Below are 20,726 nucleotides of genomic sequence, written 5' to 3' on the forward strand. Positions count from 1 at the left end.
CCGCAACGCCTTCCCCAGCAAGCTAGAGTAGAAAATCAGCACGATCGTGCGGCCAGCGATTGTTAGCGCACGACGAAAAGTGAATTGAAATTTATGGAGATAAAAAAGCAATAGTAGGGGTATACACTGCGCTTCATCGACGTAGCAGACAGTTTCTCGCAAGACCGCTGCGGCGCTTTCTGATTGAACGTCAACCGTCTTTGGAGCACACCATGAAACGCAACCTTCTCGCTACTCTCCTGATCGCCGCTTCCGCCACGCTCGCCGCGCCCGCTTTCGCGAGCGGCTACGGCCCGGCCCCGTTCTACCGTCCGGCTGGCGGCGCGCCGTCGTCGCAGCAAGGCCCGAGCGCACAGACGGTCGCCGCCGAAGAAAACGCCCACGCCGTGAACACGACCGCTTTCGGCGGCTCGCGTGACAGCGTCGCTCAATCGGGCAACCGCACGCAATCGGCCAACAAGTCGCAATCGGTCTTCTTCGGTCAATAACCGGTTCGGCTTGCCCGGCTCATCCGCCGGGCGCATCGGCTGAAAGACTGCTTCGGCGTCCGCTGGCACAGGCTCAAAAGGTCCGTGTCACCGGGCGCCGATCGTTTTTCAGGCTGCGTGTGCCAGCGCGCCGCGCATCACGTTCGCGAGCTCCGACGCCTCGAACTTCGACACATACGCATTCGCGCCGACCTTGCGCACATGCTGCTCGTTCGCCGATCCCGACAGCGACGAGTGAATCACCACCGGAATGTGCATCAGCCCCGTTTCCGCCTTGATGCGGCGCGTGAGCGTGAAGCCGTCCATTTCGGGCATTTCCAGGTCCGTGAGCACGAGCGCGATGTGGTCCGCGACTTCGGTGCCTTCCTTCTGCGCTTTCTTCAGCGCCGACTCCAGCACGTCCCACGCTTCCTTACCGGTCTTGGTCATCACGAAAGGCACGCCCATCGCGGTCAGGCTTTGCTCGATGAGCGCCCGCGCGACGCCCGAATCGTCCGCCGCCAGCACGCGCGCGCCTGGCTTCAGTTGCAGGCGGCCGGTGTTCGCCTCGGTGATATCGGCTTGCCGCGACGGCAGCACGTCGCGCACGATGCGCTCGACATCGAGCACCTGCGCGAGGCGCGAGCCGTCGACGTTGCCGTCCAGACGCGCGAAGCTCGTCACGGTCTTGCCGCCCGAGTGTGATTCCGCCGAGAGCACCTGATTCCATTCGAGCCGCACGATATCGTCGACTTCCTCGACCGCGAAGCCTTGCGTCGTGCGCGCGAATTCGGTGACGAGCAGAATCTTCGGACCGTTCTTCGGCCGGCAACCGGTGATGCGCGCGAGATCGATCACCGGAATGATCTGCCCGCGGATATCCGCGACGCCGAGAATCTCTTCGTTCGATCCGGCGACCGCCGTGATCGTCGGCATGGCGAGAATTTCGCGCACCTTGAACACGTTGATGCCGTAGAGCTCGCGGACCGGAGTTAGCGCTTTAGCACTTACTCCGGCCTCGCGCAGAGCGCTGCGCTGTTCAGAGCCCGGCGCCTCGCCGAGCCTGAACAGGAGCAATTCGAACATGTTGCTGCCCGCGAGCCGCACGCGCTGCTCGATATCCTGTTGTGAACTGCTCACCTCGTTCTCCCTCTAAGCGGTGCGTCGCGCCGCGTTGCTTTGGTGTATTGCTGCCTTAAGCGATAACTTTCCGCCGAATGCCTGATTAGCGGCATTTATCGGCGAAACTGAAGGCGTGCAGAATGACGTGAGCTTGACGAAACGCGGCCCGCGCCGCACTTGCGCGCGGCGCCGTTGATCTATACTTTTTTCGAATGGTCGGGTTAATGCCGATGAAGGCATCGGGCGCGAGGCCTTACGCTCGATGCTGCAGCACAACCCGTCGCCCAGGCGCAACAACGTTTCCCGCATACAACGGAGGCGCTCGATGGCAACAGTCGCACAGGTACTGAATTCGAAACCCGACCAGACGGTCTTTACCGTTCCCGCCACGGCGTCGGTCTTCGATGCAATCAAGCTGATGGCCGACAAGCATATCGGCGCGGTGATCGTCACCGAAGGCGACGAGATCGTGGGGATCATGACCGAGCGTGACTATGCGCGCAAAGTCGTGCTGATGGACCGCGCGTCGAAACAGACGCCCGTGCGCGACATCATGACCTCGCACGTGCGCTACGTGCGCCCCGATCAAACCACCGACGATTGCATGGCGCTCATGACCGACAAGCGCATGCGCCACCTGCCGGTGATCGACGGCGGCAAGCTCGTCGGCATGATCTCCATCGGCGATCTGGTGAAGAACATCATCTCCGAACAGCAGTTCACCATCCAGCAACTGGAGTACTACATTCGCGGCGAGCACACGTAAGCCTCGGCGAGGCATGCGGCGCGTCCGGCTGGCGTTCTCGACGTTCTGATTGTAAGCCTTTCGTTATAATCGGCAGGCCCGTGCATGCGCGCGGGCCCGGCCCGGCGTGCGTCCGCACGCGGGCAACCGAAGGAGCGCCGCCGATGACTCCGACAGCCACATCCGCCTCATCCGCTGTGCCCGCCGAAACTGGACGGACGCTCGCCGCTGACGCGCCATTCTTCATCGTGATGAATGCGGGCTCGGGCCGCCGCCAGTCCGACGCGACGCGCACCGTGCTCGAGCGCGAGCTCGGCGCGGCGGGTAGGCGCTTCGACCTGCGTATCGTGGACGATCCGCGCAAGCTCGCTAGCGTCGCGCGCGAAGCGGCCGCGGCGGCGTGCGCGCAGGAAGGCGTACTCGTCGGCGCGGGCGGCGACGGCACGCTCTGCGCCGTCGCGCAGGCCGCGCACGAGGCGGGCTGCCCGTTCGCGGTGCTGCCGCGCGGGACGTTCAACTATTTCAGCCGGGATCACGGCATTCCCGCCGATCCCGAACAATCGACGAAACTCCTGCTCGACGCGCGCGCCTGGCCGGTGCAAGTGGGCTTCGTCAATGAGCGCATGTTTCTCGTCAACGCAAGTCTCGGGCTGTATCCGCGGTTGCTGGAAGACCGCGAAATCTACAAGCGGCAGTTCGGCCGCAGCCGGATCGTCGCGCTGTGGTCGGCGTTGTCCACGCTGCTGAAGCCGCATCGGCACCTGCGCCTGCATATCGAGCACGAGGGCAGCACGACCGAGATTCGCTCGTCGACGCTCTTCGTCGGCAACAACCGGCTGCAGATGGAACAGATCGGCATGCCGGACGAGGCGCGCGCGCTGGAACGGGGCTTGCTCGTGGCGATTGCGCCGCGTCCCGTGGGACGCCTCATGCATCTGTGGCTGTCGCTGCATGGCGCGGCGGGACGGCTGTCCGATTCGGAACACGTCGTGAGCTTCACGTTCGGGCGCATCACGGTGATGCATCCGTCGAAGAAGTGGAAAAGGATCAAGATAGCGACCGATGGCGAGGTTGCGAGGCTGCCCATGCCGCTAGAATTCCGCGTTTCCGACAAGCCGCTTCTCCTGCTCAAACCCGAGCCGGCGGTGGCGGAAGCGAATCGTTCATGACCGTACTGCTGCAGATTTCCGATACACACTTCGGCACCGAACGCCCGCAGGTCGTCGCGGCGCTGTTGCGTCTCGCCGAAGCGCTCGCGCCCGATCTCGTCGTGCTCTCGGGCGACATCACGCAGCGCGCGCGCAAGTCCCAGTTCGCGGCGGCGCGGGCCTTCGTCGATGCGCTCGGCGCGACGCCTGCGCTCGTCGTCCCCGGCAATCACGACATTCCGCTTTTCAATCCGCTTGCGCGGCTTTGCTATCCGTATGCGAATCATCAACGCGTGTTCGGGGCGGATCTGGAGCCGTCGTTCGAATCGCCGGCGCTGCTCGTGCTCGGCGTGAACACGACGCGGGCGTATCGCCACAAGGACGGCGAAGTGTCGATGCAGCAGATCAGGCGCGTCGCCGCCCGTCTGGAGACGGCGAGCGCGGCGCAATTGCGCGTGGTGATCACGCATCAGCCGGTGGCCGTCACGCGCGCGCAGGACGAGAAAAACCTCCTGCACGGCCGCGAGCGCGCGGTGCAGCGCTGGGCGCGCGCGGGCGCGGACCTGATTCTCGGCGGCCATATTCATCTTCCTTACGTACTGCCGCTGCACGATACCTTCGCGGGCCTCGCGCGCCGCATGTGGGCGGTGCAGGCGGGCACGGCGCTGTCGTCGCGCACGCGCGGGAGCATCGACAATTCGGTGAACGTGATCCGCCATGACGCGCATGCGGGCGGCGCGCGGCAAACCACGGTCGAGCGCTGGGATTTTTCGGAGACGAGCGGGGCGTTCGAGCAGATCGCGCGGCACGAACTGGCGCTCGATGGCGCCACGCCGCGCGTGGCCGTCACGTCGCCCGGATGACGAGTTCGGTGAAGCCCGTGGCGGCGTCGTGCTCACGCGCGTAACGCTCGCCGGGCAGATTCGCGACGATGATTTCCGCCGTCGTGCGCACGATGCAGCCCGGTGCGACGTGACCGCCGATGACACGGCCATCGGCATCGGAGACGCTCATGTGCAGATGCGGCCCCTGTGCGGACAAGGTGCCCGCGAGCGTCAGGATTTCGAGGTCGCCGCGCAGTTCGGATGCGTCGTCGCGGCCCGCGTAGCGAATCCGCGCGACGCTCAGGCTGCCGATGCCCTGAAGCACGTAGCCCGCGGAAAGCCCGCGCGCACGGAAAGCGTGATCGAGCGCGGCGCGCAGATCGTCGCCGGGTGAGAGGCGGAGGGTGATCGCAAGCATGGAATAAGGGCAGGAGGCGGATTGTCCAAAGACTACACGCTCACGGCGCGTGGTGGCATCATGGGCGCGGCCCGACGAGTGCAACGTTTCATGGAGATACCATGAGTTTCGAACTGACGATGCTGGCCTGGACGCTCGTGCTCGCGCTGGTGCAAGTGTTGCTGCCAGCGGTCGTGCGCAATCGCGAAGTCGGCCTCAAATATCAGGCCGGTCCGCGCGATGCCGCTACGCCGCCGCCCGGCAGGCTCTCCGGCCGGCTGATGCGCGCGCAGGCCAATCTGTTCGAGACGCTGCCGATTTTCGCCATCGCGGTGCTGATCGTGCATGTGGCGGGACGCGAAAACGCTCTCACGCATGCCGGCGCGTTGACGTATTTCGTCGCGCGCCTTGTCTACGTGCCGCTCTACGCCGCGGGCGTGCCGTTCGTGCGCTCGCTCGTGTGGCTCGCGTCGGTCGTCGGCATCGTGCAGATTCTCGTTCCCATCATCTGAAAAGGAGTGACCGGCAATGACCGATCAACCTTCGACTATCGAGATCGAAACCGCGCCGAATCCCGAATTCGCCGTGATCCTGATGCACGGCCTCGGCGCCGACGCCAACGACTTCGTGCCGCTCGTGCCCGAATTGCGTCTCGCCGATGCGCCCGCCATCCGCTTCGTATTTCCGAACGCGCCCGAGATCGCCGTCACAGCGAACAACGGCTACGTGATGCGCGCGTGGTACGACATCCTGTCCTTCGAGGGCATTAACCGGCGCGTGGACGAGGCGGGCATCGAGGCTTCCGTGGCGCGCGTGCGTGCGCTCATCGAGGCGCAGAACGCGCGCGGCATTCCGAGCGAGCGCATCTTCATCGCGGGATTTTCGCAGGGCGGCGCGATGACGTATCACGCGGGCCTCACGCATCCGGAGAAGCTCGCGGGGTTGATCGTGCTGTCGGGCTACATTCCGTCCGAAGGGCTCGTCGATGAATCGCTCTCCGACGCGAATCGCTCGATTTCGATCTTCGCCGCGCACGGCACGTTCGACGATGTGCTCAACGTGAGCCTCGGCGAGCAGGCGGTGGAGTTCGCGCGTCAGCAGGGCTGCGATGTCGAGTGGCATACGTATCCGATGCAGCATTCGGTGTGCATGGAGGAAGTCGAGGCGCTGCGCAACTGGCTCGGCGCGCGCTTAGCGGGCTAGCGTTCGCGCGAACAGATCGAGCACCGCGTCCGCATCCACGCCGATGCACGCATCGCAGGCGGGCCGCGTGTCCCAGTCCGGCGCGGGCGTGTCCGTGCGCATCGATGCGGGCTTTTGTATCGTGAGGCCGGCCGCGATGCCATCGGTCAGCACGCGCACCGGGCCGCTGCGCGTCGTGTAAAGCGCGCGCGCGACGACGAACGCCGCCGCCGAATAGTCGTGCGCGTAGATGCCCCGGCTTATGCCGTCGCTCGCATGGAAACGCTCGTAAAAGCGCGACACGTCCCACACGAAACGGCCCGCGTCGCCCGCGCTGTCGCGCAGCGAGGCCAGAAACGCGGTCGTCATCACGGTTTCGTGCGTAACGTCCAGTCCGACGATGGACACGTTCCACGGCGCGCCGAACACGATATCGGCGGCGTCCGGGTCGGCGTGCATGTTCGCTTCGGCGGCGGGCGTCGCGTTGCCGAGCGTGCCGTTGATGCCGAACGCGCCGCCCATCACGACGACTTCGCGCACGAGCGCCGCGATGTCCGGCGCTTCCTGCAAGGCGAGCGCGAGATTGGTCATCGGCCCGACCGCGAGCAGGGTGATTTCACCGGGATGCGCCCGCACCGCGTCGATCATGAAGCGATGCGCCGCGCGTCCGTCTTCGGGCTTGTCGACATGGCCGATCCGCTCGATATCGCCGAGCGCGTCGTTGCCGTGGATGTGCGAAATCGGTTCCGGCGCCGGGCACTTCAACGGCGCCGCCGCGCCGCGCGCGACCGGCACGTGCGGCGCGAAGCGCGACGCGAGATAGAGCGCGTTCCGGGTCGTCGTGTCGATATCGGCATTGCCGAACACGCTCGTGATGCCAACGAGCTCGATCTCCGGATGCCGCGCCAGAAACACGAGCGCGATGGCGTCGTCGATGCCCGGATCGGTGTCGTAGATGATCCGGTGCTTCGTCATGCCGTCGCCACCGCGCACTCTCCCGCGATCAGCGTCACCATTTCACGCCGCAATTCGGCAGGGCTCACCGGCTTCGACAGCACGTCGTGGTCGCACGCGAGCGGCACGATCGTCGCGGACGGCTCGCCCGTCACGACGAGGCAAGGGCAGGGCCGCCCGAGCTTGCGCGCGCTCAGCATGGCGACTTCGCGCGCGGTCTTGAAGTCGCGCAGCCGGTAATCGGTGATGATGAGATCGGGGAAGCGCTCGATGGTCGCGAGAATCTCCTCGTATTCCTCGAAGGTCGCGGCGGAGTCGTAGAGCACGCCCCATTGCGAAAGCAGCGCTTCGGTCGACGCGCGCACGAGGCCGTCGTCCTCCACGAGCAGCACGTAGCGCCCGCTGAGTTGCGCGGCCTCGGCCGCTTCCGAACGCGCGGGCGCACGGCCGGACGGCTGGTCCGGCGACGGCCCGCACAGCGGCATTTCCAGCGAGAAGCGGGAGCCGCGCCCTTCGGTGGACTTCAGCTCGATGCGGTGCTGATCCAGCATCGACATCACCGCATTGACGATCGACAGCCCCAGCCCGAGGCCCTTGTCGCGATCCTGCTCGGGATTGTCGACCTGAAAGAACGGCTGGAAGATCGCGTCGAAATAATCGGCCGGAATGCCGATGCCGTTGTCCAGCACGTCGATGCGCGCGCGCGTCGGCGAGCGCACCACGCCGATGATCACCGTCGGCTTCGACGTCTTGCTCGTGTCCGCGTACTTGATCCCGTTCGACACGAGATTGGCGACCGCGCGACCGAGCCAGTGCGCATCGCTCCTCACGCAGACGACGTCCTCCTTCGGCAGCCGCAGCCGCAATTCGACGCCGCGGCTCATCGCGAACGGGCGCAACTGCTCGGCAGCTTCCTCGACGATGCTGCGCACGTCGAACACGTGATAGCGCGGCACGACGCGCCCCGATTCCAGCCGCGACAGATCGAGCACGGCGTTCAGCAGGCGCGCGAGGATCACGGATGAGCGTCCGCATTCGTTGATGAGCCGCTCGGCCTGCTCGAACTCGCCGTTGCGGATGGCCTCGGCGGCCGCCTGCAGGAAGAGATTGAGCGCGTGCATCGGCTGGCGCAGGTCATGGGTCGCGGCGGCGAGAAAGTTGGACTTTTCACGGCTCGCGGTCTGCGCGGCGATCATCTGCTGCTCGCGCAGCGCGAGCAGTGCGTTGGTTTTGTTCTCCTGATCCTTCTTCGACACTTCCAGTTCGCGGTTCTTGCGCCCGAGCGAGACGTTCGCGGTGCGCAGTTCGTCGTTGAGCGACGCGAGCGCGCGCTCCGAGCTATAGCGTTCGCGCGACACGCGTTCGGCGTGCGTGCAGACGCCGTGCCCCACGACCACGACGTTGAACATATAGAAGACGCCGGCAAAGAAGTCTTCCGTGTTGAGCAGATGAATGGTGACCTGCAGCAGGACGATCGACGCCAGCGTGATGATCCCGGCGGTCAGCGCGACGCGCGAGCGCAGGTAGAAGAAGCTGAACTGAAAGAACAGCGCGAGACACAGGCCGATGAAGTGCTGCGTGTAGTTGTAAGGCGCGGGGGTGATCGCAACCATCGCGAGGATCAGGCACAGGAGGCCGTAGATGCCCGTGAGAATGATGCGTTGCGAGCTCGCGTGCGAGCGGAACGACGGCCGCAGCACCAGCACGCCGACGAAAAACAGCAGCGCGATGCCCGCGAAGCGCACAGCGAGGATGGTCGGAAGGCGTGAGTCGAGCGCCTGGTTGCCGCGCGCGAAGCTGAAATCCCACCAGAGAAAGCATGTCCAGATGGCCAGCGCGAGCAGCGTCGATGCGCGCCGGAAGGCGCAGAAGCGCTGGCTGTGGTCTTCGAGAAACTCCGCTTCCAGCGCGGCGTCGGAGAAGGGCGCCGGAATCGAGAGATTGCGCACCAGGCTCGTGCCGGCCTCGCGGGCGGCCGCGAACAGAATCCCTGGGGTGCGTGCACCGGCGGCGCGTTGGGGTACGGCCATCTTCATGCTCGCTTGCGGATACGGGATATCTACTTTAGGCCAATGCGGTCATACCAATACGCCTTTTTTTAGCAATCCGCCGTTGTAGCCGGAAATTATTGCGTCTATTCGGCGTGTTTCCGGCGACAGGCGGCGAGGCGGAAGGGGAAGGAGAAGGAGAGGAAGCCGAACGGCGAGCGTCTCGTATTCGCTCGCCGATTCGAAGGACAGCCGTTTCGAATGCCCCCCGCACGATGACGAGGGCGGCGTTGCTTCAGGATTTCGGTTTGGCCTTGGTGGTGCGCTTCGTGACCTGCATTTCCTTCGCGCCTGCAGCCTTCGCGGGCGATGCCTTGCTGCCGGCCGTTTTCTTGCGGCTCGACATTTCCGTTTCAGCGGGCTGGCTCGCTTGAGCCTTGCGTGGGGATGGCATGCTGACCTCCTTCAGTGCGTGTCCATATCGACACACTGATAACCATAGGATGCAGCCAGCCCGTATTCAAGACGCGTGCGGCCTGCTCGCAACGCATCGGCCATAAAAACTTCTTAGAGCGAAGCATTTCGATGCATGTCGATGGCTTCAGCCGATGAGCTTCAGCCCCGCCGGCAGCGTTTCGCCGAACACGCGGCCAACGTCCGCGCGATCGAGTTCGACGGTCTCGCGCACCATCGCGATCCACGCCGCTGCCGCGCCTATCGTCTCGAGGCGCTGGACGACGGCGGCGCGCGCATCGTCGGGAAGGTCGCGCGAGCGGTCGCCGGTCATGCGGGCGATCTGCACGGCGGCGAACGCGGCGGGATCGATCTTCTTCCAGTCGAGCGCGAGGATCGCATCGAGCCAGGCGACGGCGATGTCCGGCGGCACGACGCCGTGCGCGCTGCCGTAGAAGGGCGCACGCGCGCCGATGCGCCCGAGCGCCCACCAGCTCTGCACGTTCTCGGAAGGCTTTTTGAGGCGCGTGAGCAGCCACTCGCCGACCTCGATCTTGCGTTCGACCGGCACGCGCTCCAGCGACGCCGCGAGCCGCACCATGTCTTCGTAGCCCGCGCGCGCCGCGCCCGCGGCCTTGCGATAGCGGCTGGTTCCCGGCGGCTGGAGCACGAACGCCATGTCGTCCAGAAGCCGCAATTGCGCCGCTTCGGGCAGGCCGCCCGCCGCGCGCCGCCAGAGCGTCCACCATTCGGACCAGATCTGGCTTTCGCCGCTGTACTGGATGCCCTGATCGAAAAGCGTCCACAACTGCTCGACGCGCCACTCGTCGAGCGGATGGCCGAAGCCCGGCCGCATGCAGTAGCCCGCGAGATTGAGCCACAGGCGCTCGTGATCGGCGCTGCGGCGGCGTTTCTTCGCACGTTCGAAAAGCGCGCCGAAGAGCTCGCGCAAGAGCGCGATGTCCCACGTGTCGCGCGCGCCGAGCGTCTGTTCGAGTTGCGCGCGCAGGCGTTTGACTTCCTTCGGACCAACGTCCTGCGACTTCGCGCCGAACGTGCGGTCGATCAGTTCGATGGCTTTGGGCAGCGCCGGATGCGTTTCAGGCACGGCGTCGGCGCTGTCGGGCGCTTCCCGACGCAACTGGAACTCCAGCAGCCAGCGCTGCTTCGGATCGTCGACGGCGATGCAATGCATTTCCAGCGTGCCGATTTCCGTGAGCGACGTCGTGAGTTGCACGGGCGTTTCGCGGGCCTTGCCCTTGTCGGCGGCGCGCGGATCGACGACGGTCGCGATCGGCGGCAAGCGCACGAAATCGCCCGATGCCGCCGCGAGGTCCGCGAGCTCGCCCGCCTTGTGCGCGGTCTCGGCCACCGATGACGCCAGGTGAAAGCGCACCGGCGCGCCGAGCGTGAGCGCGAAGGTGCGGTCGGCGAGATGGATCGCCTGGCCTTCCTCGGTGCCGCGCGGCAGCACGCAGACGCCGCGCGCCGCGTTCGCGTCGTCTTCGAGCAGGAGGAAGAAGCTGCGCGCCGAGCCGCCGCCGATCTTCGGCGCATGGCCCGCGCGCGCGAGCGCATAGGCGACGGCTCCGCGCGCGACGGCGACATCGGGATTGCCGTTCGCGAGCACGTTGACGGCTTCGCCGCGCCATCCGGACAGCGTATCGGCGATGCGGCGCGCGAGCGGATCGGCGCGGAACACGCCGCCGTTCAGCAGCAAGGTGTCCGGAATGGCGAGCGTTTCGGCGCTCGCGTCGAGCAGGCCGAGCGCCTTTCGCGCTTCGCCCGCGTGCTGGCCGAGAAACGCCGCGATATGCCGCGTGATGGCCGCATCGCTCGCATAAGGCAGCCCGAATTCGACGATGCCTCCACGCGCGCGCGTCGGCCGGTCGCTCGCGGACACCATCGGAAAGAAGCCTTCGACGATGATCTGCTCGATTTCATCGCGCCTGACCTCGGTCGAGCGCGCGCCGCCGATGAGCTTCGACCCCGCGCCGAGCAGCGTGATCGACGTGGAAGCGGGCGCGTTTTCCCCGAGCAATTGCTCCTTCGCGGCGCGGCAGCGCTCCACCAGTTGCGACAGACGCGCGGCGGACAGGCGCGTCTCGCCGCCCGCGAGCCGCTTTTCGACGAGATGCGCGAGCGCGAGATCCATGTTGTCGCCGCCGAGCATCAGATGGTTGCCCACGCCGATGCGCGTCAGTTCGGGTTCGCCATCCTTCATCGCCACTTGAATGAGCGTGAGGTCGGTCGTGCCGCCGCCGACATCGACGATCAGCACGAGACGCGTCGCGGCGAGCTCACGTCCAAGCGTCGCGCGATGATGAAACAGCCAGTCGTAGAACGCGGCCTGCGGTTCTTCGAGCAGCCGCAGCGTTTCCAGTCCCGCCATGCGCGCGGCTTCGAGCGTGAGGGCGCGCGCGCCTTCGTCGAAGGAAGCGGGCACGGTCAGCACGACGTCCTGCGCGTCGAGCGGCGCGTCCGGAAAGCGCTCGTTCCACGCGGCGTGCACGTGCGCCAGATAGCTCGCGCTGGCGATCACGGGCGAGATTTTTTCGACGTCGTCGCCCGCGCCCCACGGGAGAATCGGCGCGAGACGATCGACGGCCGCATGCGACAACCAGCTCTTCGCGCTCGACACGAGCCGTCCGGGGACCTGCGCGCCGAGCGTCCTCGCGAAGCGGCCAATGACGGCGGGCGCTTCCATCTCGCCCCACGGCAGTTGCAGATCGTCGGATTTCAGCTCGCCCGGCGCGAAGTGATAGCGCAGCGACGGCAGGAGCGGCAGCGCGGCGACCTCGCCCGCGCCGACGAGCTGCTCGATCTCGAACACGCGGATATCGTTCGAGCCGGTTTGCGCATAAGCGACGACGGTATTGCTCGTCCCCAGATCGATGCCGACGCTATACCGCGCGCCCGCCGCCTTCTTCTTGCGCGTGGACACTTACAGGCCCATGCCCTGATCCGCACTGACGCCGCCGCGCACGTCGAATTCGACCTTCCAGCGTTCGGACGAGCCGCGCGGAATCGCTTCGAGTTCGAGCGTGCCCGCTTCGGTCACGCGCGCATGCAGCTTGACGGGCACGACTTCGCCCGGCGTGCGGCCTTCGGGCGGCAGCGACGCCTCGATCTCTTCGAGCTCCTGCAACTCGTCCGGCTGCCAGTATTCGAGCAGCGTGCCGACCTGATCCTGACGCCGCACCGACGAGCCGAAGAAGCGGAAATGCACCGGCTCGCCGACGACGAGCCCGAATTCCTGCGCGGGCAATGCGGCGTCGGTGCCTTCCTCCATGCCGAACGGCGCGACGCACAGCGCCTGCACCGGCGGCTCCAGTCCGGGGACGGCGGGCATCGCCGATTCGACCGCGACGTAGTACGCGCGCGCCGTGCCGCCACGGATGCGCACGCCTTTGCCGCGCCGCACGTAGCCGTAATAGGCCGCGCCGCGCGCGACGGCGAGATCGAGATCCGCGCCTTCGAGCAGACGCGCGGGCGGCGCGTTCTCGGCGGCGAGCCACTCGTTCAGCGTCGTCATCACGCGCTCGACGAGCAGCGGCGACTTGAACACGCCGCCGTTGAACAGCACGACGGTCGGATGCAGCAGCGTCGCGCCTTGCGGTGCCTGATGCTGAAGGCCTTCGACTTCCGCGAGCGCATTCACCTGACGTCCGAGGAACGCGGCGAGATGGCGCGTGACGGCGGCATCCTGCGCGTACGGCAAACCGAGTTGCGTCAAGCCGACGCGCGCGCGTGAAACTGGCCGCGCCGCTGCATCGACTTGCGGGAAAAAGCCTTCGAGCAGAATCTGCGTGAGTTCCGCGCGCGTGAGTTCGGTGCGCAGCGATCCGCCGATCAGCTTCGAGCCACGGCTGGGCACGACGAGCGGCACGGCTTCGGTGGAAGGATCGGAAAGCAGCGTTTCCTTGGCCGCGCGGCACGCGTAGGTGAGGGCGCGCAACTGCCACGGATCGGGCTGCGTGCCGGCCGCCGCGAGCTTGCGCGCGACGGTGTGCGCGAGCGCGAGATCCATGTTGTCGCCACCGAGCAGGATATGTTCGCCGACCGCGACGCGATGCAGTTCCAGATTCCCTTCGCGTTCGACGACCGCGATCAGCGACAAGTCGGTCGTGCCGCCGCCGACATCGACGACGAGAATAACATCGCCCACTTTGACTTGCTTGCGCCAGCCGCCGCCCGACTTCTGAATCCAGCTATAGAGCGCGGCCTGCGGCTCTTCGAGCAGCGTCATGCGCGTATAGCCGGCCGCCGCCGCCGCTTCGGCGGTGAGTTCGCGCGCGGCGGGATCGAAGGAGGCGGGAATCGTCACGGTGACGTCCTGCTGGTCGAACGGCGCATCCGGATGCGCGTGGTTCCACGCCTCGCGCAAGTGCGTCAGATAGCGCACCGAGCTTTCCATCGGCGACACGCGCTCGACTTCCTCGGGCGCATCGGATGGCAGAATCGCCGCGCGGCGATCGACGCCCGGATGGCACAACCAGCTTTTCGCGCTGGAGACGAGCCGGATCGGCGTGCCCGCGCCACGCGTGCGCGCCAGTTCGCCGACGATGAACGTGCGCTCCTGCGTCCACGGCAGCGTCAGATCGCCGGGAGCGAGCTCGTTTTCATGCGGCAGATAGAGGAACGAAGGCAGCAGATCACGCTCTTCGGCGGCGCCGGGCGCGGTCAGTTGCGCGACGGGCAGCACGCCTTGCGCGGTCTTTTCGCCGTCGCTCGCGCTCATGTCGACATAGGAGAGCGCGCAATGCGTCGTGCCGAGATCCACGCCGATCGAATAGCGCGCCGGGTTGTCGTTCGAGTTGATTTCGCTCACAGTTCCACCTCCGCCGGCGCGACGATGCTCGCATCATGGGACGGCGCGAGCTTCGGCAGGCGCGTGTCCTCGACCTTCCATCCGCGATGGCTGATGCTGCCCGAAAAGGGCGGCTTGCCTACGACATTGCCCGTCAGCCGCACCGCGGCCGCGTCGAAACCTTCCTGCAGCGTGACGCGGGTGCCTTCGGCTTCGCCGCGCACCGGCTTGATCGAGAAATGCTCGCGCAGCACCGCGCGGCAGCCGTCGTGCACGAGGCGGGCGGCCGCGCCGATATCGGCGTCGCTGTATTTGGCGATGTCCTCTTCGACGAAATCGATGAAACGCGCGTCGCGCTGCAAAAGACCGAGCAGTTGCAGCGCGGCGACCGGGCTCGCTTCCTTCAGCGCCGATGGCGCGGGCTGCACGGGCGCGGCGGCGGGCTTCGGCGGTTGCGGCGCGACGGGCGCGGCTTCGGGCGAAACGTCAGGGGCGGCTTCGGGCGCGAGCGGCGCTTCGCGCAGCCGCTGCACGCGGCCCGCGAACGCCGCATTGCCCAGAATGCCGAAGAAGGCGCCGAAGGCGATGCCTATCCTGCCGAAAAAGCCTGGATTCATGTCGGTCATGTGATGCTCCTGTTGGCCGCGCGAGGACGACACTATCCTCGGGCGGCGCGGGTGGCCGGTGTTCGATGCCGTATCGGCGGGTGTGATGCCGGGATTCTGCTGACGCGTCCGCGCGGCGGCTCGGGGCGGCGGCGGGGCACGAAAGTAAACGCCAACGGCGTTTATACCGTATCCCGATATTTTCCATGATGTCGCGCCCCGAATCGAAAAAAGCGCCATAACGGGGAGCGCGCGGGCGTCATTCTCGTGATTTGCCCGCTCAAGTCAAGGTTCAGGCCTTATAGCCGATCTTGCGCAGAAGGTCTTTGCGCCACTGCACGTCTTCGGCCGTCTCGACGCCGAGCGGCGGCAGCCCGTCGATCACGCCGACGATCCCGCGCCCCTGATCCGTCTGCGCGACGAGCACCTGCGTCGGATTGGCGGTCGCGCAAAAGATGCGGCAGACCTCGGGCACCGCCTTGACGGTATTGAGCACGTTCACCGGAAAAAAGCCGTCGCCGAGCACGATGATGAAGCTATGCCCCGCGCCGATGTGCTGCGCATTGCGCGCGGCCATCTCGACGAGCGCGTCGTCCGTCCCCGATGTACGCACGAGCCGCTTGCCCGACGCCTCGCAGAACGCGAGCCCGAAGCGGATGCCCGGCACCGCGCCGACGAGCGCCTCGTGCAGATCCTCGACCGTCTTGATGAAATGCGACTGGCCGAGGATGAAGTTGGTGTCCTCCGGCTTGTCGATGGCGATGGCGAGCATTTCCATGGCGAATCTCCGGTGCGCGCTGGAGATTCAATGGTAGGCGCTTTTCTACGCCCTGATTTCGAATCCCGCGAGATACGCCGCCACATCGCCGCCATCCCAGACGCGGCCATCGCAGAATGTCGCCGCGCACCGCTCGCCGGGCACGGCCACGCCCGCCGCCAGCGCCGCTTCGCGATAAAGCGCGGTCTGATTGACCGCCTGCGCGACGGCGGCATCGTCGAGATCACCGGCGAGCATGCCCCAGCGCCGATACTGCGCGATGAACCACAGCCCGTCCGAAATACGCGGATAGTTGACCGCGCCGTCATCGAAGAAACGCACTGGCAGCGCGCGCGCATTGCCGCCATCGGGCGCGGCAAGACGCGGCTCGATCAGCGCGCGCGGCACGTCGAGCAGTTCCGCCGATGCCAGCGCTTGCGCGATTTGCGCGCGATGTGCGCCAGCATCGAGCCATGCGCAGGCGTCGAGCATCGTGCGTACGAGCGCGCGCGCCGTGTTCGGATTGAGCGCGGCGAAATCGCGCCGGCACGCGAGCACCTTTTCCGGATGATCCGGCCAGATCTCGCTCGTGTAGGCGACCGTCCCGCCCGCGCCGCGCGCCTCGGCCACCGCGTGCCACGGTTCGCCCGCGCAGAAGCCGTCGAGCCCGCCTTCGACCATCGCATCGGCCATGCGGGGCGGCGGAATCACGACGCTCTGCACGTCGCGCAACGGATGCACGCCGTGGGCCGCGAGCCAGTAATACAGCCACATTGCGTGCGTGCCGGTCGGGAAGGTCTGCGCGATGACAAGCTTGCGGCCGAGCGACGAGAGCGCGTCTTTCACGCTCGCGCCGTTTTGAATCGCATCGGCGAGCGGGCGCGACAGTGTGATCGCCTGACCGTTGCGATTGAGGACCATCAGCACGGCCATGTCCGCCTGCGGCCCGCCGATGCCCAGTTGCACGCCGTAGACGAGCCCGTAAAGCGCATGCGCGGCGTCGATTTCGCCGGAGAGCAGCTTGTCGCGCACGGCGGCCCACGAAGGCTGTCGGCACAGTTCGATCGTGATGCCGTGACGCGCGCCGAGTTCGCGCAATGCGGCGACGGCGAGCGGCGCGGCATCGGACAGGGCGACGAAGCCGAGCCGCAGATGCGTGCGCTCGGGTTGGGAAGAAGTGATGTTCATAAGATCTCGGGGAAGCTAGAGCAGATCGGCCATCGCGAGCAGTTGCCGCGCGATTTCCGCGACCTTCACGCCCTGATCCATCGCGCGCTTGCGCAGCGCTGCGTACGCGTCCTGTTCGGACATGCCGCGCTTGTCCATCAACAGCCGTTTCGCACGGTCGATGACCTTGCGCTGTTCCAGCTCGTTCTCCACTTGCGCGAGGCGTTGCCGCAACTGTTCTTCATGCGCGAAGCGCGCGAGCGCCACTTCGATGATCGGCGCGAGCCGCGCGCTCGCCAGCCCTTCGACGGAATACGCGGTCACGCCCGCGCCGACCGCCGCGCGGATGAACTGCTGGTCGGCGTCGTTGCTGAACATCAGCACGGGGCGCGGCGCGGCCTTGTTCATCACGGCGAGCTGTTCGAGCGTGTCGCGCGAAGGCGATTCGGTATCGATGATGACGACATCGGGCTTCCGGCTCTCGACCGCCTCGTGCAGCGCCGATGGCGCGGCGACTTCGGCGAGCATGTCGTAGCCCATGCGCGCGAGTTGCTCGCGCAAATCGCCGATGGGCTTGTCGGTATCGGTGACGAGAAGAACGCGCAGCCTGCGCGCCGCTTCACGCGGCATGGGCAAGACCTGTGGCATGCGTTGCGAATTCGGCCGCCTCGCCGATCGCCCCGCCGATGAGAATGACCGCCGGACTGCCGAGACCGGCGGCCGTGGCGTCTTCAGCGAGCCGGTCGAGCGTCGTGACGAGCCGCTTTTCCATCGACGATCCCGCGTTCTGCACGACCGCCGCCGGCGTGCTCGCGGGCATTGCGGCGAGCAGCGATGCCGTGAGGCTCGCGATGCGGCTCATGCCCATATAGATCGCGAGCGTGGTGCCGGTCGCGGCGAGCGCGGCCCAGTCCGGCTGACTGTGGTCCCGCATGTGCGCGGTGACGAAGGTCACGCCCTGGCAATGATCGCGATGCGTGAGCGAGATGCCGAGTCCCGCCGCCGCCGCGAATCCCGACGACACGCCGTTGACGATCTCGACCGCGATATCCGCATCGCGCAACGCGGCGATCTCTTCGCCCGCGCGTCCGAAGAGCAGCGCGTCGCCGCCCTTCACGCGCACCACATGCAACCCCCTCTTCGCGTAGCGCTGCATGAGGCGCTCGATGAAGGCCTGTGGCGTCGACTTGCAGCCGCCGCGCTTGCCCACGCGAATCACGCGCGCTTGCGGCGCGAGCGTGACGATGTCCGCGTTGGCGAGATCGTCGACGAGCAGGATGTCGGCGGCGGCGAGCGCCTTCGCGGCGCGCAAGGTGAGCAGGTCGAGGTCGCCTGGGCCAGCGCTCAACAAGGTGACTTTGCCTGCTGGAAGCATCGTGTTGTTCATGGTCTCGTGCGTCGTGAGACAGAAAGCGAAACGGCGTCTGCCCGGTTCGTGCGGGAAGACGCCGTTGTCGAGGGAAGCCTGCTGGCCGGTTCACTGACGTCGTTGCCAGCGCAGCATCTTCATGCAAGTAGCGGGCCAGCATATGAACGAGCCGCGCAGCGGCGCGATGCGGGCGGCAAGCACTATCGATGTGCGAAGCCCGGCCAAGAATCGCACCGATTCAGTGCGAGCGCACCCGCTTGATCGGAAGAGCAGGCCGGCTCAGTGCCGGTCGACGACGATGTTCAGCGCCCGGCGCAAGGGTTCGGCGGCCCCCCAAAGCAGTTGGTCTCCCGTGGTCAACACGGAATAGACGCCTTCGCCCACGCTCATCGGACGCAAGCGTCCGACCGCGACGCGCAGCGAGCCGCTCACGGCTGCCGGGCTGAGCCTGCCGATCGAATCGGCCTTGTTGTTGGGAACGAGGTCGACCCAGTCGTGTGCTTCGCGGATCAGTTTCTCCATGGCGTCCTGACCGATGTCTTCCTTGAGCTTGAGCGTGATCGAGGCGGAATGGCTTTGCAGCGCCGCGATACGCACGCACAGTCCGTCGACGCGGATCGAGCCGGGCGGCAGGCCGAGAATCTTGTTTGTCTCGACTTCGCCCTTCCATTCCTCGCGGCTCACGCCATTGCCCAGATCCGAATCGATCCACGGAATGATGCTGCCGGCGAGCGGCGCGCCGAACTCCTTCTGCGCAAACGACGGCTGATGCTGCGCGGCGCGCGCCTTTTCGAGCAGCGTCGCGACCGGCGTGGACGGGTCGCGCAGTTCGGTCGCGACGTGGCTGGAGAGGCTCGCCATCTGCGTCAGCAACTCCCGCACGTATTTGGCGCCAGCGCCCGACGCGGCCTGATACGTCATGATGCTCATCCAGTCGACGAGGCCGGCCTTGAAGAGCCCGGTCAGGCCGATCAGCGACAGCGTGATCGAACAATTGCCGCCGATGAGATTGCGTATGCCCTGGTCCAGTCCGGCGTCGATCTGCTCGCGATTGACGGGGTCCAGCACGATGAGCGAATCATCGTCCATTCGCTTCGCGGATGCCGCGTCGATCCAGTAGCCGCGCCAGCCCGACGCGCGCAGCGCCGGATAGATCGACTTCGTATAGTCGCCGCCCTGACACGTGACGATGATGTCCATCTCGCCGAGACGCTCGACCGACGCGGCGTCCAGTAGTGTATGGGCGTTGCCTTCCAGGTCCCGGTGTGTCGCGCCGGATGCCGACGCGCTGAAATAGAACGGCGTGATGCGCCGAAAGTCGCGCTCCTCGTGCATGCGCTTCATCAGCACGGAGCCGACCATGCCTCGCCAACCGATCAAACCTGTTTTCGTCATGTGAGTTTCCTTTTTTGAGGGCACGGCTTGCGCCGACGATGATGCAAGCAATGCGGTTATGCGGCTACCAGCCACGCTCGTCGCGTTCGAGAATGGCTGCACTATCTTGTTCGATGATGCTGGCGTCATGGCCCGCGCAAATCACGATCGCCATGACATCGGAGAGCGAAGCCGGTTCATGGGCCCTGATATGGCCGGGCCTGCACAACGGGTCGATCCGGCTGACACTCGTGTAGCCGCGCAAGGATTCGCGCAGGTCGGGAAAGGGCGTATGGTTCGAGCCGAACAGGGTCAACGCCCGGGCGTAACGGCGCTCGTCGCGCGCTTCGAATCTGTTGCGAAGTGGTTCGCCCGCCAGCGCGGCGGCAAGCAGTTCGGGTTGAGTCGGCAGTTCGCAGCACTGCGCGTTCAGATTCGTCGCGCCGCGCAAGCCGCCGATGCGCGGGTTGAGCTCGATCAGCACCGGACCGTCGGCGTCGAGAAACAGCTCGCTGTGCGCAAAGCCGTTGCGATAGCCGAGCGCATTCAGGCAATCGGTGAGATAGCGCCTGATCCTGTCATGGACGGCAGGCTCCTGAACCACTTCGAAATACCGGTAAAGCGGCATGCCCGCGACATTCGCCTTGCGATATCGTTGAATCGAGGAAATGTAGTGCTTGCCTTCGAGCGAAAAGGAATCGACGAAGTACTCGTCGCCTTCGATCAGCTCGGACACGATGAAGCGGTCGAGCGGGTCGCCTTCGCAGAACACGGTGAGATCCTGGCGCAACGCGTCCAGCCGCGCGCCGGAGAAATAGGCGCCCAATGCCTCCGACGAGCTTATCGCCGACGCGCCCTTCGAACCCACGCCCTTGAGCGGCTTCAGAAAGAACGGATAGCCGAAGCCCGCTTGTTCGTGCGCTGTACGCACGCTGCGCTCGTCGGGCATCGCGAGCGCCTGCCTGATGAAACGCAGTCCGGCCGTTTCGAGCCGGCGCTGAACCCGTGCCTTGTCGCTTCGTGAACATGAAGACGACACGTCGTTGCCCCGCCCGGGCGTAAGCAGGGAAGCGAGTTCGTCGGTGAGCCGCACCGTGCTCTCGCTGCCGTTGAGGACAAAATCGAATTCGTCATCGCCGAGCAATGCGACGATGGCCGCGGCATCCGGCCGGCAGAATATCTGCCGGTCGAAATGTTCCGGATCCGGCTTCGTGTACGCGTCATACCCTTGTTCGCCGCGCGTGAAGATGGCGGTTGCGCTGATCTTCAACGCCTTCAGGGCGGCGGAGAGATACTTGGCCGACGATAGCGGATTGACGAGCAGAATATGCATGATGGAAGGTCTGGATGCGTGCGGCTCAGGA

Annotated in this window: 20 protein-coding genes; 6 read left to right on the plus strand and 14 right to left on the minus strand. The window is 66.0% G+C overall.

The window, feature by feature from the left end:
- The first annotated feature begins 212 nt into the window (after positions 1-212).
- Entirely contained in the window at positions 213-488 is a 276-nt protein-coding gene (locus AWB75_RS07480) for a hypothetical protein (RefSeq protein ID WP_061123445.1), read from the plus strand.
- Positions 489-596: 108 nt separating this feature from the next.
- On the opposite strand, the gene AWB75_RS07485 is transcribed toward AWB75_RS07480, so the two are convergent.
- Positions 597-1,607: a chemotaxis protein gene (locus AWB75_RS07485; protein WP_061123446.1), complete on the minus strand. Its 1,011-nt coding sequence runs from the start codon at positions 1,605-1,607 to the stop codon at positions 597-599.
- A 307-nt stretch (positions 1,608-1,914) separates the two neighbouring features.
- Here AWB75_RS07485 and AWB75_RS07490 point away from each other — a divergent pair, with 307 nt between their 5' ends.
- The 3 genes from AWB75_RS07490 (at position 1,915) to AWB75_RS07500 (ending at position 4,345) form a co-directional block, all read left to right on the plus strand.
- Positions 1,915-2,355: a CBS domain-containing protein gene (locus AWB75_RS07490; RefSeq protein ID WP_061123447.1), complete on the plus strand. Its 441-nt coding sequence runs from the start codon at positions 1,915-1,917 to the stop codon at positions 2,353-2,355.
- Between the two features lie 143 nt (positions 2,356-2,498).
- Positions 2,499-3,503, plus strand: coding sequence for a diacylglycerol/lipid kinase family protein (locus AWB75_RS07495; RefSeq protein WP_087086526.1), 1,005 nt, complete (start codon positions 2,499-2,501; stop codon positions 3,501-3,503).
- Complete coding sequence (locus AWB75_RS07500) at positions 3,500-4,345, plus strand: metallophosphoesterase family protein (RefSeq protein WP_061123449.1); 846 nt, start codon at positions 3,500-3,502, stop codon at positions 4,343-4,345. Before AWB75_RS07495 ends, AWB75_RS07500 begins: the two co-directional genes overlap by 4 nt.
- Here the strand turns inward: AWB75_RS07500 and AWB75_RS07505 are convergent.
- Complete coding sequence (locus AWB75_RS07505; RefSeq protein WP_061123450.1) at positions 4,329-4,724, minus strand: PPC domain-containing DNA-binding protein; 396 nt, start codon at positions 4,722-4,724, stop codon at positions 4,329-4,331. The two genes, AWB75_RS07500 and AWB75_RS07505, sit on opposite strands and share 17 nt — an antisense overlap.
- Positions 4,725-4,825: 101 nt before the next feature.
- On the opposite strand from AWB75_RS07505, the gene AWB75_RS07510 reads away from it, so the two are divergent.
- Both AWB75_RS07510 and AWB75_RS07515 read left to right on the plus strand, forming a co-directional pair.
- Positions 4,826-5,215, plus strand: a complete 390-nt coding sequence (locus AWB75_RS07510; RefSeq protein ID WP_061123451.1) for an MAPEG family protein — start codon at positions 4,826-4,828, stop codon at positions 5,213-5,215.
- Positions 5,216-5,231: 16 nt separating this feature from the next.
- Positions 5,232-5,906, plus strand: coding sequence for an alpha/beta hydrolase (locus AWB75_RS07515; RefSeq protein ID WP_061123452.1), 675 nt, complete (start codon positions 5,232-5,234; stop codon positions 5,904-5,906).
- Here the strand turns inward: AWB75_RS07515 and AWB75_RS07520 are convergent.
- The 12 genes from AWB75_RS07520 to AWB75_RS07570 form a co-directional block, all read right to left on the minus strand.
- The gene (locus AWB75_RS07520; protein ID WP_061123589.1) at positions 5,895-6,860 is read right to left on the minus strand and encodes a nucleoside hydrolase; all 966 of its coding nucleotides are present in this window, start codon (positions 6,858-6,860) and stop codon (positions 5,895-5,897) included. The two genes, AWB75_RS07515 and AWB75_RS07520, sit on opposite strands and share 12 nt — an antisense overlap.
- The gene (locus tag AWB75_RS07525; RefSeq protein WP_061123590.1) at positions 6,857-8,869 is read right to left on the minus strand and encodes a hybrid sensor histidine kinase/response regulator; all 2,013 of its coding nucleotides are present in this window, start codon (positions 8,867-8,869) and stop codon (positions 6,857-6,859) included. The genes AWB75_RS07520 and AWB75_RS07525 overlap by 4 nt, the downstream gene beginning before the upstream one ends.
- A gap of 253 nt (positions 8,870-9,122) precedes the next feature.
- Positions 9,123-9,281: a hypothetical protein gene (locus tag AWB75_RS37635; RefSeq protein ID WP_157696177.1), complete on the minus strand. Its 159-nt coding sequence runs from the start codon at positions 9,279-9,281 to the stop codon at positions 9,123-9,125.
- Between the two features lie 147 nt (positions 9,282-9,428).
- Positions 9,429-12,224: an Hsp70 family protein gene (locus AWB75_RS07530; protein ID WP_061123453.1), complete on the minus strand. Its 2,796-nt coding sequence runs from the start codon at positions 12,222-12,224 to the stop codon at positions 9,429-9,431.
- Positions 12,225-14,111 (minus strand): Hsp70 family protein, encoded by a 1,887-nt coding sequence (locus tag AWB75_RS07535; RefSeq protein ID WP_200822942.1) that lies wholly within the window; start codon positions 14,109-14,111, stop codon positions 12,225-12,227. It lies immediately after the preceding gene.
- Positions 14,108-14,716, minus strand: coding sequence for a DUF2760 domain-containing protein (locus AWB75_RS07540; RefSeq protein ID WP_061123592.1), 609 nt, complete (start codon positions 14,714-14,716; stop codon positions 14,108-14,110). Before AWB75_RS07540 ends, AWB75_RS07535 begins: the two co-directional genes overlap by 4 nt.
- Positions 14,717-14,987: 271 nt before the next feature.
- The gene (locus AWB75_RS07545; protein ID WP_061123454.1) at positions 14,988-15,473 is read right to left on the minus strand and encodes an adenosine-specific kinase; all 486 of its coding nucleotides are present in this window, start codon (positions 15,471-15,473) and stop codon (positions 14,988-14,990) included.
- 45 nt (positions 15,474-15,518) lie between these two features.
- On the minus strand, positions 15,519-16,640 hold the full coding sequence (locus AWB75_RS07550; RefSeq protein ID WP_061123455.1) for a CmpA/NrtA family ABC transporter substrate-binding protein: 1,122 nt from the start codon (positions 16,638-16,640) through the stop codon (positions 15,519-15,521).
- Positions 16,641-16,655: 15 nt separating this feature from the next.
- A complete protein-coding gene (locus AWB75_RS07555; RefSeq protein WP_407642133.1) occupies positions 16,656-17,267 on the minus strand; it encodes an ANTAR domain-containing response regulator in 612 nt (203 codons plus the stop codon).
- The gene (gene cobA / locus AWB75_RS07560) at positions 17,239-18,006 is read right to left on the minus strand and encodes a uroporphyrinogen-III C-methyltransferase (protein ID WP_061123457.1); all 768 of its coding nucleotides are present in this window, start codon (positions 18,004-18,006) and stop codon (positions 17,239-17,241) included. Before cobA ends, AWB75_RS07555 begins: the two co-directional genes overlap by 29 nt.
- Before the next feature lie 261 nt (positions 18,007-18,267).
- Positions 18,268-19,383, minus strand: coding sequence for an aspartate-semialdehyde dehydrogenase (gene asd, locus AWB75_RS07565; protein WP_061123458.1), 1,116 nt, complete (start codon positions 19,381-19,383; stop codon positions 18,268-18,270).
- 64 nt (positions 19,384-19,447) lie between these two features.
- Complete coding sequence (locus AWB75_RS07570; protein ID WP_061123459.1) at positions 19,448-20,695, minus strand: ATP-grasp domain-containing protein; 1,248 nt, start codon at positions 20,693-20,695, stop codon at positions 19,448-19,450.
- Positions 20,696-20,726: the final 31 nt, after the last annotated feature.

It is taken from the genome of Caballeronia catudaia (assembly GCF_001544755.2).
Lineage (GTDB): Bacteria > Pseudomonadota > Gammaproteobacteria > Burkholderiales > Burkholderiaceae > Caballeronia > Caballeronia catudaia.

Excerpts from the sequence above, each read along its gene's own strand:
- AWB75_RS07480 (WP_061123445.1), top strand. The coding sequence starts at position 213 with ATGAAACGCAACCTTCTCGCTACTCTCCTGATCGCCGCTTCCGCCACG.
- AWB75_RS07490 (WP_061123447.1), top strand. The coding sequence starts at position 1,915 with ATGGCAACAGTCGCACAGGTACTGAATTCGAAACCCGACCAGACGGTC.
- AWB75_RS07495 (WP_087086526.1), top strand. The coding sequence starts at position 2,499 with ATGACTCCGACAGCCACATCCGCCTCATCCGCTGTGCCCGCCGAAACT.
- AWB75_RS07500 (WP_061123449.1), top strand. The coding sequence starts at position 3,500 with ATGACCGTACTGCTGCAGATTTCCGATACACACTTCGGCACCGAACGC.
- AWB75_RS07505 (WP_061123450.1), bottom strand. The coding sequence starts at position 4,724 with ATGCTTGCGATCACCCTCCGCCTCTCACCCGGCGACGATCTGCGCGCC.
- AWB75_RS07510 (WP_061123451.1), top strand. The coding sequence starts at position 4,826 with ATGAGTTTCGAACTGACGATGCTGGCCTGGACGCTCGTGCTCGCGCTG.
- AWB75_RS07515 (WP_061123452.1), top strand. The coding sequence starts at position 5,232 with ATGACCGATCAACCTTCGACTATCGAGATCGAAACCGCGCCGAATCCC.
- AWB75_RS07520 (WP_061123589.1), bottom strand. The coding sequence starts at position 6,860 with ATGACGAAGCACCGGATCATCTACGACACCGATCCGGGCATCGACGAC.
- AWB75_RS07525 (WP_061123590.1), bottom strand. The coding sequence starts at position 8,869 with ATGGCCGTACCCCAACGCGCCGCCGGTGCACGCACCCCAGGGATTCTG.
- AWB75_RS37635 (WP_157696177.1), bottom strand. The coding sequence starts at position 9,281 with ATGCCATCCCCACGCAAGGCTCAAGCGAGCCAGCCCGCTGAAACGGAA.
- AWB75_RS07540 (WP_061123592.1), bottom strand. The coding sequence starts at position 14,716 with ATGACCGACATGAATCCAGGCTTTTTCGGCAGGATAGGCATCGCCTTC.
- AWB75_RS07545 (WP_061123454.1), bottom strand. The coding sequence starts at position 15,473 with ATGGAAATGCTCGCCATCGCCATCGACAAGCCGGAGGACACCAACTTC.
- AWB75_RS07550 (WP_061123455.1), bottom strand. The coding sequence starts at position 16,640 with ATGAACATCACTTCTTCCCAACCCGAGCGCACGCATCTGCGGCTCGGC.
- AWB75_RS07555 (WP_407642133.1), bottom strand. The coding sequence starts at position 17,267 with ATGCCACAGGTCTTGCCCATGCCGCGTGAAGCGGCGCGCAGGCTGCGC.
- cobA (WP_061123457.1), bottom strand. The coding sequence starts at position 18,006 with ATGAACAACACGATGCTTCCAGCAGGCAAAGTCACCTTGTTGAGCGCT.
- asd (WP_061123458.1), bottom strand. The coding sequence starts at position 19,383 with ATGACGAAAACAGGTTTGATCGGTTGGCGAGGCATGGTCGGCTCCGTG.
- AWB75_RS07570 (WP_061123459.1), bottom strand. The coding sequence starts at position 20,695 with ATGCATATTCTGCTCGTCAATCCGCTATCGTCGGCCAAGTATCTCTCC.